This is a genomic window from Rhodanobacter denitrificans (assembly GCF_000230695.2).
Classification (GTDB): domain Bacteria; phylum Pseudomonadota; class Gammaproteobacteria; order Xanthomonadales; family Rhodanobacteraceae; genus Rhodanobacter; species Rhodanobacter denitrificans.
The window spans coordinates 3,658,630-3,672,101 of record NC_020541.1 but is presented as its reverse complement, the minus strand read 5'-3'; the positions used below and the strand labels follow the sequence as shown (position 1 = coordinate 3,672,101).

Sequence of the window (13,472 nt, the reverse complement as noted above, 5' to 3'; positions counted from 1 at the left end):
ATGGGTTGGCCAGTGGGCGGTTATCGCTGGGCACACTGTCTTCGGGAATCCTGTCCATGCACGTGCTCCGTTTGCCCGTTCTGCTGTTGTCCCTGTTCGCCGCGTGGTCGGTGCATGCACAGGATCTGGCGGCGACCTGCCACGCCAGCAGCAGCTATGACGTCACCCTGAAACCCGGCAGCCTGCTGTTCGATCGGCCGGCGCCCGCGCCGTTCCACGTCGAGCTGCAGCAGGGCACGCTGCGCACCGACGGCGCCGCGGTGAAGCTGAATGCGGAAGATGAGGACCGACTGGCCCTGTTCGAGCGCGACCTGCGCGCGCTGGCGCCGCGGGTGCGCACGGTGGCACGCAACGGCGTGGACATCGCCGCGCAGGCGCTGCGCGCGGAGGCCGGCGGCATGGGCCTGGGCGCCGATACACGTACCGAATTCAACCGCCGGCTGGACGCGCATGCGGCCGAACTGAAGCGGCGCATCTCGGTCAGCCAGAGCACGCACGACTGGCAGGGCGACGCCGCCAACCAGGCGATGAACCAGATCGCCGGCGACCTGCTGCCGCTGCTGGCGGCCGACCTCGGTCAGCAGGCGATCAACGCCGCGCTGGCCGGCGACCTGCAGGCCGCCGCCAGCCTGCGCGACCGCGCCGCCGACCTCACCACCGCGTTGCGTCCGCGCTTGCAGTCGCGGCTGCAGGTGCTGCGCCCGCAGGTCGAGGCGCTGTGCCCGTCGATCCAGCGGCTGGCGGCCTTGCAGCAGGGTGTGCGCGGCGGCAGTGGGCAGCCGCTGGACCTGTTGCAGGTCGGGCCGTGAACGAGGCTGGCCGCCAGCTGACCGCCGGGTGGGGCGTCGCGCGGGGTTAATCTCCGGCTAAGTGGGCTGGCGCGAGGATGGCGCACCGCCCCCGATCGCCGATCCCGCATGCCGCAGTACCTGCCCGTCTCCGCCTGCAATGCCCTGATCCGGCGCAGCATCGACCTGCGCCAGCTGTATCGGCATGCCGCGACGGCGTGCGAGCCGGGCTTGCGCATGGTGCTGAACGACAACGTGCACACGCTGGACCTGCTGATCGCCGACCTGCAGGCGCAGTTGCGCGACCGCGGCGGCAGGCCGTGCCGGCACGGCAGCTGGCGCGGAACCGTGCGCCGCCATCTTGCCGGCTGGCTGGTGCGTACCGCCGCACGCCGCGACAGCGCCTGGATCCACGTGCTGGCGCACGACGAGAGCGGGCTGCTGAACCGCTTCGAGCAGGCCATTGCCGCGGCCCCCGCCGAGGCGGTGCTGGTCCTGCGCCGGCAATTGCCGCGCTTGCGCGGCATCCATCTGGACATGCACAGTCTGGGCGGTACAGCACGCTATTGAACGGGGGGCCGATGCGCGCGACTGCACAGGATGTCCTCGACTTCTGGTTCGCCGGGGCGAGCGCCGCACACTGGTTTGCCGCCGACATCGGGTTCGATGCGCAGATCCGCGAGCGTTTCGGCGAAGCCGCGAGGGCTGCCGCCGGCGGTCGGCTGGACGACTGGGCGGCGACCCCGCCGGGCTGGCTGGCGTTGCTGATCCTGCTCGACCAGTTTCCGCGCAATCTGTATCGCGACGATCCGCGCGCCTGGGCGGCGGACGCCAGCGCACAGCGTGTGGCCTTGTCGGGCCTTGCCCGCAGTGATGACCGGCAACTGCCCGCCGTGCAGCGCGTGTTTGCCTACCTGCCGCTGGAACATGCCGAGAACATCGCGCTGCAGCAGCGTTCGGTGGCGTTGTTCGAGGCTTTGCTGGCGGATGCTGCACCGGAACAGCACCGGCAGTTCGAAAATTATCTGGACTATGCTCGGCGCCACCGTGAGGTGATCGCGCGCTTCGGCCGCTTCCCTCACCGCAACGCTGCACTCGGACGTTCCAGCACGCCGGAGGAAGTACTCTACCTGGCGCAGCCCGGTGCCGGTTTCTGAGGCGACTCGCCGCAAGGGAGCATGTCATGCGTCATCCATGGTTGATTTCGTTGCTGGCGTTCAGCCTGACCGCCCAGGCCGGGCAGACCCTGCGCATCGGCCAGCAGGTGCTGACGGTAGGCGATACCGCGGCGCATGCGGTCGCCCTGCTGGGCGTGCCGGCCCTCAAGGAGCCGGTGGAAAACACGTTCGGCGCGTATCTCGGCGAACGCTGGCAATACACCCGCGAGAATGGCCATGTCGTCGTCGTGACGATCATTGGCGGCAAGGTCGCCGACATCGACGACCGCCAGCATTGAGGCGGCTTCCGCCGCGAAGCAGCCAGAGATTCCGGAATTCCAACCCGGCCAGGGAGCAGGTCATGCGCATTCGTCTCGTCGTTGCATTGTTCGCGTTCAGTGCCGCCGTGCAGGCGTCCAGCACCTTGCGCGTGGGCAGCCAGGTGCTCACCGCCGGCGACAGCCGCGAGCGGGTAGTCGAGCTGCTGGGCAAACCCACTTCGAAATCGCACACACGCAAGCCGCACAGTCACGGCAGTCGTCGCGGCGGCGCCCGTGCGGTGGACAAGAATCAGGGTGGCGAACAGTGGCGCTACCGCCGCGGCGATCATGTCACCGTGGTGACGATCGTCGACGGCCGGGTCAGCGAGATCGAGGACCGCCGGCTCTAGCCGTTCGCGATGGCGCCCGCGCCGCCGGCGGCGCGGTTGCCGCGACTCTCCTGCTAGGCTTGCCTGCGGTTTTTCGCGGAAGGCAGGCCATGTTCGATGTCTCGGTTGTGCCGGCGGCAGCCCGCGCGGTGTCCACTTACTCCGACCAGGCGGTGCAGCTCGGTTTGCGCCTGCTTGGCGCGCTGCTGGTGCTGCTGCTCGGCATGTGGATGGCGCGCCGGCTGGCCGGTTTCGCCCAGGCGGCGCTGGGCCGGGCCAATCTGGATTCCACGCTCAGCGGTTTCCTGCGCAACCTGATCTACGGCGTGCTGGTGGTCCTGCTGGTGGTGACCGCACTGGGCGTGCTGGGGGTGCCGTCGGCGCCGCTGGTGGCCGCGCTCGGCACCGCCGGGCTGGCGATCGGGCTGGCCCTGCAGGGCTCGCTCAGCAACCTGGCGTGGGGTGTGCTGCTGGTGCTGTTCCGGCCGTTCCGGGTCGGCGACTACGTCAGTGCCGGCGGTACCGAGGGCACCGTGCAGAGCATCAACCTGATGCATACCCAGCTGATCCTGCCGGACAACCGCGAGGCGATCCTGCCGAACGCGAAGATCGGCGGCGACGCCATCGTCAATTTCAATCGCCGTGGCACGCGGCGCTTTGAGCTGAAGCTCGGCATCGCCTACCGTGATGACGCCGAGCGGGTGATGGCCACCATCATGCAGCTGATGGCGGCGGATCCACGCATCCTGAAGGACCCGGCGCCCGGCGTGTGGATCGAGGGCCTGAGCGTGCAGACGGTGAACCTGGTGCTGCGCGGCTGGACCTTCGTCAGCGACGGTTGGGACGCGCAGACCGATCTGCTGCACGCGATCAAGCGGCGGATCGATGCGCGCCAGATCAGCGTCCCGGTGGGGCCGACCGAGATTACCCTGGTGCCGGGTTCGGCACTCGGCGGTATCGTCGGAAATAAAGACGAATCAGCGCATCATACGTGAGCCAGTGACAGCAATGCGCGCAGCAGTTCGCTCTGGCGATGCGTGTCAGTCTTGGCGAACAGGCTGCGCAATTGGGTGCGGACCGTGTTGCGGGTGACGCCCAGCCGGGCGGCGGCTTCGTCCAGCGAGGCTCCCTGCATCAGCGCGGACGTGAGCCGTATCTCCGCCGCGGTCAAATGCAGGATGGTGCGCAAGGCTGCCATGTCCGGCGTGGCGCGCGGTGCCAGCTGGCGCACGAAGGCCATTACCGCCATGCGAGATTCCGACCACAGATTGCTGCTCATTCGATGTGTAGGGCACAGTGTGATCGAGCCAGCGAGCCGACCTTGGTGGTCGTGCAAGCCCAGCGATACCTTTTCAGCGACTGGCAGCGACAGTGCGCGTGACAGTGCCTCATGCAACGGAGCTTCGTCGGCGCGCCACACGGCGAAGATCGTATTATGTCGGCATCGCATGAATACGCCATCGGCTTCGATGGTCTGCGCCTGTTCGTTGGCGAACAGCACGGTGCCGTTGCCAGTCAGCAGCAGCACGCCCTCATCCAGATGATCCAGCGCGGCGCGGAAGCTCTGCGCCTCCGTCTGCAGCCAGCTCAGGCGCTGGTGCAGTGCGTAGACGTTGCGCAGATGTGGTAGCAGCATCTGAGCCAAGCGCCGTTCGTCCGGCTTGAAATAGCCGTGATGTTGGTTACGGTTGATCGTCAATACAGAGATCTGGCCCTGTGGGCCGGTGTTGAGGCAGAGCGCCATGCCATGGCTGATGTCGACCGGCTGCAGGAGGTCAGCGTAAAAACGCATCCCCCGCAGCTCTCTGTCGGTGGTCAGTCCCTCGTCATCGGCGATGCCGTGGGCGAGCAACAGGTCTCCGCCGCGCTGAAACCACGGGTGCTCGGCCACCGACCGTTCGAAGAGATCCAGCCATTCCGGTGTAAGGCCAACCCCCACATCAATGCGGCCACACTGATGCTCCAGGTCATGCCCCTGCAGGCTGACAACATGCGAACGCATGACTCGCCCGATCTCGTTGAAAAAGGGTGCGAATCCTTGTTCGCCCAGGTCGCTCCCATAGAGTCGGCCCAATAGCTGTTCCACCACGGACTGGTGCATGGCTCCCCCGAGCACGCCCCAAGCTGGTGGCGGCACTCTAGCGCGGAACGGGGCGGGTTTCATCCGTTTGGATGATGCAAGGTGAGAGCGTTTGAGTACAAGGTCACTCGCGATTACGCATTGCTGAGAAAAGTTGACAGGTTTTGAGGACAAAACATGATTGGCATTCAGAAATTTGTAGCTTTGAACGTTACAGCGATCATCCTCTCTGCGTGTGCATTGGACCCTTATGCACCTAGCACCATGCCTCAGGAAGATCTGTCCTTTGACAGCTACATCGCTACGCAATCTGGTTGCAAGGTCCGATGGCCTGTGAAACACAAGGCCGCGATCACTAGCCTCACGTGGACCGGTGGCTGCGACGCAAACGGCTATGCGAGTGGTCCCGGTACGCTTACACAAACGTTTAGCGTCGGCGGATCACCCGGCTCCGCACAAACCGTTGCAACGATGGCAAACGGCCTACAGAACGGTCCGATCAGCAGCATCAGCACATTTACATCCCGAGGCGTTGTCTATCGCACCGAGTCCACTGGTTACGCAGAGGCGGGGAAACCGGTGGGTGAATCGACGATTATCGACTATGAGAACGGCCACTTGGAATCGACCTATTCAGTCACGAATGCGGGTGGAAACGTGACGGTACAGAAGACGGGCTCAGGTGCCCCGAGACGACCTGTTCAAAGTGCAGACGCGGATCAGGCGGATGAGTCCGATGATTCAACAGCCGATTCAAACGCTGGTTTGCAGGTTTTTGGTGCCATTTTGAACACGGCCATCCAAGCCCGCGGCATGAAGGACGTGGCTTCGTCGCAGCGTACCTACCAAGCTGCCGCAAATCAGCAGGCGAGAGCCAGTGCAGCCGCATTGGCGCTGGCACAGCAACAGACAACCTTGCAGGCGCAACAAGCGGCACAAACTCGACAGAATTCAAGCTATTCGCAGTCGGCTTCTCAGCAATTTCATTCGCAGGAAGCGACCCAGTGCATCAGCTTGCAAGGCTCGGACGCCCAAAGTTCCAAGTTGGTCAATGTCTGCAACGAGTACGTCTCGGTGGTCTGGTGCTCCGAGGGTGATTACGACAATTGCAATCGCGGCTTGAGCAGCGAGGCCAAGCTGGCTCCCGGTAATTCGACGCCTGTAGAGCCTCTTGGGACCCGAGGCAAGCAGGTCAGTGTTCATTGGATTGCCTGCACCGACTCGCCGGAAGCCGGCTCGCTCACGGCGGTAGCGTATGGCATGCAGGCAAGGTGCAGATAAGGTTCCTGGCGATGCCCAACACTTTGGGCCGTCTATAGAAATGTTCACGCGTTCGCATTCCAGCCATCCGTCATTTTCGCGTCGGCGCGAATCCAGCGCCTTCGCACTGGCGAGCCTGTTTCGTCTTGGTGGCAAGACATTTTGCTGATTGCTCTGGATTTTGAAAGCGAGGGTGTTATGCCAATCTCGTCTGATGAAAAAAGATCTCTGCGTGAACAAAAGGGTGTCCTTTTCGAAGGTGCTGTCGCGCCGCCCCCCGAACAGCCCTACCGAATCCTTTCCGTCGATGGTGGTGGCTTGCGTGGCTTGATCCCACTGGTCATTCTGGACAGGTTGGACGAGGCCAAGCCGGGTTGGCGTGACGACATCAACATGTTTGCCGGCACTTCGACGGGCGGCCTCGTCGCCCTGGGTTTGGCCAAGGGAATGTCGCCACGTCAGTTGATGGACGTTTACGTCAACAAAGGGAAAACCATTTTCGAACGTAGCTTATGGCACGAAGTGGCCAATCTTGGCGATCTCGTCGGTCCCAAGTATGACAGCACGAATCGCGAAGCGGTTTTTCTTGAGGTGCTGGGTAATAACCAGCTTAAAGATTACCTCAGGGAGAACAATACAAAAGGCCATGTGTGTATTACCTCGTTCGACTTGAAGGATCAGGGAGACGTCAGTCCAGAAATCCGGAACTGGAAGGCCAAGATATTCCACAACATTCCCGTGGCCATGGGTGAAAATGACGCCTCCGAATACGCGCACAGAGTAGCCATGCGCACCTCTGCCGCACCGACGTATTTCTGTTCCTACGACGGCTTTGTGGATGGTGGCGTCTTTGCCAACAATCCGGCCATGTGCGCACTGGCACAGGCGCTGGATTACCGCCTTGCCAATATAAACGACATTGCGTCTATAAAAATGCTGTCATTGGGCACAGGCTATACCCAAACCCATTTTGATGACGATGCCAATTGGGGGTTAGCAGAATGGTCTGTGCACCTCGTGGATTTGCTGACGGATGGAGTGCTTGAAGTTGCAGATTTCCAGGTAAGGCAGCTTCTTGGCAGTCAGAAATACGTCCGCCTGACAGTTCCCTTAGGAAAGGGGATTTCCTTGGATGACCCTTCCATGATCGGAACTCTTTTGAAAAAGGGTGGACGCGTAAATATTGATAACGCAATCGAGCTTATTCGTAATTGGTGATACCCGTCAGTATAGGCTTCGTTGTTTTCATGGTGCCGCAATGATCTTGGAAATAATTCTTAGCGCGTCAGTCGGTGCATTGGCGAGTCATATCAGTAGTTATTTTGAAATATGGCAGAAATTTCACGATTTGACGGTTGGCGTGCGCTGGCAGCAAGCTGTCTCGGCGCAGAAAGCCATCAGTGACATATGGGGGAATCCTCGCGCTCATGCCGCATTACAGATGCTTGACTGGGATGGACGGACCTACAGATGCGACGAGAGGGTTACCGGGTCCATAAGCTTCGAGTTCAGGAATGAGGCTTTGCGGATTGAGGGTGATGAAAAAGATTTCACTGAGGATGAGATTTTTGTACGTGACGTCTTTGACGAATTGTTCAGTCAGATTTCCATATTGCAGCAAGCAATGAAAATAAAGGCCATTCGCCTTGAAGATGTTCACGGTTGGTTTCTTTTCTATGTCAAATGCTTGTCGCATGAAAGAAATGTTTCGATATTTCATCGGTTCATGGTTGAGTATGATTATCCTTTGGTTTTGGATTTTTTGAAAAATTTTGATGTTTGGTGTATCAAGGTAGGGTGATGAATTCTTCGCGTGACTTAACTTGCTGACGAAAAATGGTGGCGGAAATGCATAGATTTGACGATGCAAAACCAGCGGTCATTTTAGCATTTGTCGTGGTGACAATGTGCATATCTATTGCTGCGCACTCTCAAGTAGCATCTGGAATACCTGGGCGTACATTGCCTAAAGATCTTTTTGGCAATTGTTTTGTTGAGTCGGAGAACAGCTTTCAAAACAACTGCGGAACCACATATACGGTCGCATGGTGTGCTCATGATGTAACGGACGAAAATAGCTGCGGGGAAGGTGTTAATCTGATACGGGTTCTACCATCCGGTGCAGCATTTGCGTGGGTTCCGTTCGGCGACGTAAGTCACCAATTGTTGACATATATCGCTTGCAAGGGTGATAACTCGATCGCCGGTAGAGGGTGGAATGTTCACTGCGTTGGCGGTGAAATTGAATCGAAAACCCAAAAAAGTCGAGTCGTTGATCATTCGAATACGATAAGCCAAGGTAATAAAAGTCAACTTGGTGTCGTGCATCGCCCCTCAGTTACTCACTTGACGTCATCAGCATCTCACCCAGAAGACGCGACAAAATACGTCCAAAAGGAAGGTAGTAACGGTATCCATAATAGTTGTGGGAAAACCATTTCGGTGGTTTTGTGCGTGCAAGGCGACTACAGCGATTGTGATCGCGGTCTTGACATGGAATCAGATATTCCAGCTGGTGGAACGATTGCTGCTCTACCGCTAAAAAGTTCCAATTCAGTTGGTACGGTGCACTTTTCGGCGTGTGTGGGGTCTGGTGCAGCTATTGCCAATGGGTGGCACGTGAAGTGCACATAGCGGATGGATAACCGGCTGACATAGTCGTTGAGTTAGGGAAATTCAAATTTTACTTGGCTATCAAGCCATCCCATTTTTATGGAGCTACCGGCGTCTACATGCAGCCGTATAGGCGTCCGATTAAGACTCATTAAATCAGAACATCCACAGAATACTCAGGTCGATGCAGCCGAAATGGCCGTTTTGTATGACTGCAAAAGGCATATGAGCTACACCGAATTGGCCGATATAACATATCCGTTGGATACACATCGACAACTTCTTACTGGCCCAAATATGGGCTAAAAAAGGTCTGGAAAGACTGCGGATTCAAAGTTCATTGCAGCGTCACCGGCCGCCGGTTGTCACTGGAGACGCGATCGATCAGCTCGTTGTACGGGTCGATGCCGGCCAGCGCGGGCTTGCCGTCGACGATCACGGTAACCGTGCTGTCGCCGTCGGGCAGCAGACGCTTTTCCAGGTACAGCGGCTTGCCGTCCATGCCGTCGCCCTTTGATGCGGCAAACACGCCCACCTCGATCGGGATGTCCGGCTTCGCCGCGGTTTCCTTGCCGGTGCCGTCGACGTGGACCTTGCCGGCGTGCACCTGCAGGGTCACTTCGTACTTGCCGTTCGGCAGCTTCTTCGCGGTGGCGTCGGTGAGGCGGTTGTCGAACAGGGTGATCTTCCAGAAGAAGTCGTCCAGCAGCGGCTGCCACTTCGGGTCGAGCGCCTTGCCCAGCGCGTCCATGAATTCCTGCGAGGTGGTGTACGGCGGCTGCTGGAAACCCTTGTCGAGCAGGAACTGCTTCAGCACCGCGTTCAGCGTGCCCTCGCCGACGTAGTCCTGCAATGCGTAGAACACCAGCGAGCCTTTCTTGTAGTGGATGTATTGCTGGTTCTCCACCTTCGCCAGCGGTTCCTCGGCCAGCTTCTCGGTGGCACGCCCCGCCAGATAGCCGTCCAGTTCGTACTTCAGGAACTTGTGCATCTGGTCGGCGCCGTACTTCTGCTTCATCACCATCAGCGCGGAGTACTGCGCCAGCGATTCGCTGAGCATGGTCGAGCCCTGCATGTTCGCGCCGATCACCCGGTGCGCCCACCACTGGTGCGCCACTTCGTGCGCGGTGACGTAGTAGACGTAGTCGATCTTTGTCTTGTCGCGCAGGTCGGCGATGAAACCGATCGACTCGGAGTACGGGATGGTGTTGGCGAACGACTGCGCGAAGCTGGCGTAGTTCGGGAATTCCAGGATGCGCAGCTGCTTGAACTGGTAGGGCGTGAAGTTCGCGTCGTAGTAGTCCAGCGCATCCTTCGCGCCCTGGATCATGCGGTCCACGTTCCACGCATGCACCGGGTTGTAGTACACCGCGATGTCCACGCCCTTCCAGGTCTCGTGCTTCACCGCGTAGCGCGCCGACAGGTACGAGAAGAACGGCAGCATCGGCTGCTCCATCCCGTCCTGCGTCATGGTGTAGTGGAAATAGCGCCTGCCATTGGCGGTCCATTCCTTCTGCAGCGTGCCCGGCGCGATGGCGATCTGGTCGGGCGCGGTGGACACGGTGGTGTCGAAGCTGATCCAGTCCGCGTCGTTGCTGATGTAGGTGTTCGCGCGCGCTTTCTCGTCGCCCAGCTTCGGCATCCGCGGCACCTCGGCGGAAAGCCCGTACTTGCGCCGGTCGTTGCGGTCGGTGAGCTGCGTCTGGGTCTGGTAGCCGAACTGCGGCATCACGCTGTTGTTGAAGAACGTGCCGTTGTGCACGAGGAACTCGCCTTCCGGTCTGTTGGCGAAACCCTTCGGCGCGTATGCCAGGTCGAAATCGAATGCCATCGACGCGCCCGGCGCCAGCGGCGTCTTCAGCCGGTAGATGGTGTAGCCGAGCTCCTTGTCTGCGCTGACCGTATCGTGCGGCGCGAAGTCCAGCGACTTCACGGCGAACTTGTCGTTGAAGTTCACGTGCAGCTCGCTGATCGGCGCCGTGTGCTTGTTCACCAGGGTGTAGTGGCCGCGGATCTCCAGCCGGCGCCGGTACGGGAAGATGTCCACGTCAGCCTTCACCGCGGTGATGCGCGGCTGCGGCAGGTTCTTGTACTTCGCGTATTTCTTCTCGTAGTCGGCGCGCTGGATCGTCTTCGTGGTGCTGCTCTGGTAGTGGTTCAGCACGTTGGTGTTGTAGTAGATCCACGCGCCGCTGCCGACGAACGCGAACAGCGCCGCCGCCAACGCGAGCTTCGCCGGCGCGTGCAGCCGCGCGCGCGCCTCGCGCAGGCGCTCGCGCCATGACGGCTCGGTGCCGCGTACCCAGAACAACGCCGCCAGCACCAGCAGCGCCACCGCGGCGCAGGCCCAGTAGAAGTCGAACCACAGCACGGCTCGGAGGAAATGCCCGAAGCCGTTCATGTCCGAATACGGCAGCTCCGGCGCGTTGCCATAGTTGTACAGGTTCTGTTCCCAGTGCAGCAGGTCGAAGCCGATCGTGCTCAGCACCAGCCACACGATGGTCAGCAGGTAACCGAGGAACTTGTTGTTCGACAGCACCTGCAGGAACAGCGCCAGCACTGCCAGCAGCACGAACGGGAGCGCATTCAATGCCAGCGTGGCCAGGTACAGCCCGGGCTCCAGGTGCGTATAGCCGTGGCCCAGCTGCCAGCCGAGGCCCACGATCGCGCCGATCAGCAGGAAGCTCGCGATCACCGCCAGCAAGGCACCCAGCTTGGCGGTCAGCGGCACCCAGTCCGGTACCGGGAACGCGTCGCTGACCTCGGCCGAGCGCTGGCTGCGTTCGCGCCACACCAGCTCGCCGGCGTAGAACGTGACGATGATGTAGAGCAGCCACTGGAAGCCGCCGCGCACGTTTTCCAGCACCTGGTGCGTCACCGGCCAGGTGGCGGTGCCGTAGATCTGGCTGGACAGAGCGAGCGCGAAGATCAGGTTGAACAGCCCGAGCGCCAGCATGATCAGGAACGGCACGCCGCGCAGCACGCCCAGGGCGTCGAACACGAACTGCGTGCGCAGTTGCAGCAGGTGCGCGCGCAGGTCGTCGGCCAGGCGCACCTTCGGCAGGGCCAGCGTGGCGGCGCCGGCCTGCGGGCGCAGCAGCGGCGGCTCCGCCCGCTTCCTGCGCCGCGGCAGCTGCAGGCCTTCGCGATTCGGGCGGAACAGCGCCACGGCGGCGCCCAGCATGACCGCGCCGACCGCGCTCCACAGCACCCGGTTGAACAGCAGCACGCCCGTCAGCGCGGGCAGCTCGTGGTTGGCCTGGTCCGCCGACCAGTAGCGGGTAACCAGGGCCAGGGTGCGACCGCCGAACGGATCGAGCATGGCGGCGATGAAATGATTGTTGACGTCGCGGGTCAGCAGGCCGACGACGGAGTTCAGCACGAAGTAGACGATCAGGCCGATGTAAGTGGCCAGCAGCGAACGCGTGGTGGTGGCGAGCAGGAACAGCAGCGCGGCGATGAACAGCAGGTCCGGCACCACCATCACGCCGAACGCCCATGCGTAGCCATGCCAGCTGGCCGGACCCAGCCGCGTCGCATCGATCCACGGCATCAGGCCGCCGACGGCGACGCCCAGCGCGCAGGCCAGCATGACCGCCAGCGCGGCGAGATAGCCGGCGGCGAAGCGGCCGCCGAGGTAGGCGCCGCGGCTCAGCGGCGTGGTGAAGAACAGCTCCGCGGTGCGATTGTCGAAATCACGCAGCGCCGCGCCGGCCACGAACACCGTCACCAGGAAGATGCTGAGCACGGTGAGCACGCCGAGCAGCCGCGCGATCACCAGCGGCGCGTTGCGCAACACGTTGCCGCTGGCGCCGCCGACGATCACCGCGTCGGTGCTGGCCAGCGCGAACGCCAGCGCGCCGAATACCGCCGCGACGATCCAGAACAGCGGCGCCTTCAGTTGCTGGCGCAGTTCGAAGCGAAGTATCTCGAAGAACATCGGTATTCCCGTCCGGGTGTCGGCAGCTGGTGTCAGGCGGCGCGGGCGGTGGCCTGCGCGCGCAGGCGGCCGAAGTAGACGTCTTCCAGGTCGGGCACGACGGGTTCGAAGCCGTCTTCTGGCTGCGCATCGGCCAGCACGTGCAGCAGGGTGCGGCCGCCGGCGAGTCGGGTGGACAGGATGTTCATGCGGGCGCGGTAGCCGTCCAGTGCGGCCTTGTCGATCGTGCGCCGCCACACGCGGCCTTCCAGCGAGCGGATCGCCTCGGCCGGCTCGCCGCTGAGCAGCACCTGGCCCTGGCCGATGATCGCCATGTGCGAGCACAGGTCGGTGACGTCCGCCACGATGTGGGTGGACAGGATCACCACCACGCGTTCGCCGATTTCGGCCAGCAGGTTGAGGAAGCGGTTGCGCTCTTCCGGGTCGAGCCCGGCGGTGGGCTCGTCGACGATCACCAGCCGCGGGTCGCCGATCAGCGCCTGCGCAATGCCGAAACGCTGGCGCATGCCGCCGGAATAGGTGCCGAGCTTGCGCTTGCGCACGTCCCACAGATTCACCTGGCGCAGCAGCGACTCGACCAGTTCGCGCCGCTCGCCTTTCACGGTGACGCCCTTGAGGATCGCGAAGTGCTCAAGCATCGCCTCGGCCGACACCTTCGGGTACACGCCGAACTCCTGCGGCAGGTAGCCGAGCAGGCGGCGGGTGGCCTGCTTGTCGGCCAGCAGGTCCATCCCGTCCAGCCGGATCGTGCCCTCGTCCGGGTCCTGCAGCGTGGCGATGGTGCGCATCAGCGATGACTTGCCCGCGCCGTTCGGGCCGAGCAGGCCGAACATGCCGTTGGGGATGTCCAGCGACACGCTGCGCAGCGCCTTGACGCCGTTGGCATAGGTTTTCGACAGGTCGCGTATCGTCAGCATGGGTGTCTTCCGGCGCCGCGCGCGCGGCATGGTCATGCGGCTCAGACTACGGTAAGGGCCGGGGGCGC

General features: G+C 61.9%; 13 protein-coding genes. 10 read left to right on the top strand and 3 right to left on the bottom strand.

Features of this window, described 5'->3' with window-relative positions; genetic code table 11:
• The first annotated feature begins 56 nt into the window (after positions 1-56).
• The 6 genes from R2APBS1_RS16840 to R2APBS1_RS16815 all read left to right on the top strand — a co-directional run bounded on the left by R2APBS1_RS16840 (position 57) and on the right by R2APBS1_RS16815 (position 3,589).
• A complete protein-coding gene (locus R2APBS1_RS16840; RefSeq protein ID WP_015448839.1) occupies positions 57-809 on the top strand; it encodes a DUF2884 family protein in 753 nt (250 codons plus the stop codon).
• 108 nt (positions 810-917) lie between these two features.
• On the top strand, positions 918-1,358 hold the full coding sequence (locus R2APBS1_RS16835; RefSeq protein ID WP_015448838.1) for a DUF2383 domain-containing protein: 441 nt from the start codon (positions 918-920) through the stop codon (positions 1,356-1,358).
• Between the two features lie 11 nt (positions 1,359-1,369).
• A complete protein-coding gene (locus R2APBS1_RS16830; RefSeq protein ID WP_015448837.1) occupies positions 1,370-1,945 on the top strand; it encodes a DUF924 family protein in 576 nt (191 codons plus the stop codon).
• 26 nt (positions 1,946-1,971) lie between these two features.
• Positions 1,972-2,244 (top strand): DUF2845 domain-containing protein, encoded by a 273-nt coding sequence (locus R2APBS1_RS16825; RefSeq protein WP_015448836.1) that lies wholly within the window; start codon positions 1,972-1,974, stop codon positions 2,242-2,244.
• Between the two features lie 62 nt (positions 2,245-2,306).
• Complete coding sequence (locus R2APBS1_RS16820) at positions 2,307-2,615, top strand: DUF2845 domain-containing protein (protein ID WP_007509725.1); 309 nt, start codon at positions 2,307-2,309, stop codon at positions 2,613-2,615.
• Positions 2,616-2,704: 89 nt separating this feature from the next.
• Positions 2,705-3,589, top strand: coding sequence for a mechanosensitive ion channel family protein (locus tag R2APBS1_RS16815; RefSeq protein WP_007509723.1), 885 nt, complete (start codon positions 2,705-2,707; stop codon positions 3,587-3,589).
• Here the strand turns inward: R2APBS1_RS16815 and R2APBS1_RS16810 are convergent.
• The gene (locus tag R2APBS1_RS16810; protein ID WP_015448835.1) at positions 3,580-4,695 is read right to left on the bottom strand and encodes a helix-turn-helix transcriptional regulator; all 1,116 of its coding nucleotides are present in this window, start codon (positions 4,693-4,695) and stop codon (positions 3,580-3,582) included. The two genes, R2APBS1_RS16815 and R2APBS1_RS16810, sit on opposite strands and share 10 nt — an antisense overlap.
• A 156-nt stretch (positions 4,696-4,851) precedes the next feature.
• On the opposite strand from R2APBS1_RS16810, the gene R2APBS1_RS20315 reads away from it, so the two are divergent.
• The 4 genes from R2APBS1_RS20315 to R2APBS1_RS20310 all read left to right on the top strand — a co-directional run bounded on the left by R2APBS1_RS20315 (position 4,852) and on the right by R2APBS1_RS20310 (position 8,568).
• Entirely contained in the window at positions 4,852-5,955 is a 1,104-nt protein-coding gene (locus R2APBS1_RS20315; RefSeq protein ID WP_015448834.1) for a hypothetical protein, read from the top strand.
• Positions 5,956-6,096: 141 nt separating this feature from the next.
• Positions 6,097-7,152: a patatin-like phospholipase family protein gene (locus tag R2APBS1_RS16800; RefSeq protein WP_235644146.1), complete on the top strand. Its 1,056-nt coding sequence runs from the start codon at positions 6,097-6,099 to the stop codon at positions 7,150-7,152.
• A gap of 40 nt (positions 7,153-7,192) precedes the next feature.
• A complete protein-coding gene (locus R2APBS1_RS16795) occupies positions 7,193-7,735 on the top strand; it encodes a hypothetical protein (protein ID WP_015448833.1) in 543 nt (180 codons plus the stop codon).
• Positions 7,736-7,782: 47 nt separating this feature from the next.
• A complete protein-coding gene (locus tag R2APBS1_RS20310) occupies positions 7,783-8,568 on the top strand; it encodes a hypothetical protein (RefSeq protein WP_015448832.1) in 786 nt (261 codons plus the stop codon).
• 316 nt (positions 8,569-8,884) lie between these two features.
• On the opposite strand, the gene R2APBS1_RS16790 is transcribed toward R2APBS1_RS20310, so the two are convergent.
• Both R2APBS1_RS16790 and R2APBS1_RS16785 read right to left on the bottom strand, forming a co-directional pair.
• Positions 8,885-12,487, bottom strand: coding sequence for an ABC transporter permease/M1 family aminopeptidase (locus R2APBS1_RS16790; RefSeq protein ID WP_007509713.1), 3,603 nt, complete (start codon positions 12,485-12,487; stop codon positions 8,885-8,887).
• A gap of 32 nt (positions 12,488-12,519) precedes the next feature.
• Entirely contained in the window at positions 12,520-13,404 is an 885-nt protein-coding gene (locus R2APBS1_RS16785) for an ABC transporter ATP-binding protein (RefSeq protein ID WP_007509711.1), read from the bottom strand.
• Positions 13,405-13,472 lie beyond the last annotated feature (68 nt).

What these genes read in the sequence shown, in the direction of transcription:
- R2APBS1_RS16840 (WP_015448839.1), top strand. Translation starts at nt 57, where the DNA reads ATGCACGTGCTCCGTTTGCCCGTTCTGCTGTTGTCCCTGTTCGCCGCG.
- R2APBS1_RS16835 (WP_015448838.1), top strand. Translation starts at nt 918, where the DNA reads ATGCCGCAGTACCTGCCCGTCTCCGCCTGCAATGCCCTGATCCGGCGC.
- R2APBS1_RS16830 (WP_015448837.1), top strand. Translation starts at nt 1,370, where the DNA reads ATGCGCGCGACTGCACAGGATGTCCTCGACTTCTGGTTCGCCGGGGCG.
- R2APBS1_RS16825 (WP_015448836.1), top strand. Translation starts at nt 1,972, where the DNA reads ATGCGTCATCCATGGTTGATTTCGTTGCTGGCGTTCAGCCTGACCGCC.
- R2APBS1_RS16820 (WP_007509725.1), top strand. Translation starts at nt 2,307, where the DNA reads ATGCGCATTCGTCTCGTCGTTGCATTGTTCGCGTTCAGTGCCGCCGTG.
- R2APBS1_RS16815 (WP_007509723.1), top strand. Translation starts at nt 2,705, where the DNA reads ATGTTCGATGTCTCGGTTGTGCCGGCGGCAGCCCGCGCGGTGTCCACT.
- R2APBS1_RS16810 (WP_015448835.1), bottom strand. Translation starts at nt 4,695, where the DNA reads ATGCACCAGTCCGTGGTGGAACAGCTATTGGGCCGACTCTATGGGAGC.
- R2APBS1_RS20315 (WP_015448834.1), top strand. Translation starts at nt 4,852, where the DNA reads ATGATTGGCATTCAGAAATTTGTAGCTTTGAACGTTACAGCGATCATC.
- R2APBS1_RS16795 (WP_015448833.1), top strand. Translation starts at nt 7,193, where the DNA reads ATGATCTTGGAAATAATTCTTAGCGCGTCAGTCGGTGCATTGGCGAGT.
- R2APBS1_RS20310 (WP_015448832.1), top strand. Translation starts at nt 7,783, where the DNA reads ATGCATAGATTTGACGATGCAAAACCAGCGGTCATTTTAGCATTTGTC.
- R2APBS1_RS16790 (WP_007509713.1), bottom strand. Translation starts at nt 12,487, where the DNA reads ATGTTCTTCGAGATACTTCGCTTCGAACTGCGCCAGCAACTGAAGGCG.
- R2APBS1_RS16785 (WP_007509711.1), bottom strand. Translation starts at nt 13,404, where the DNA reads ATGCTGACGATACGCGACCTGTCGAAAACCTATGCCAACGGCGTCAAG.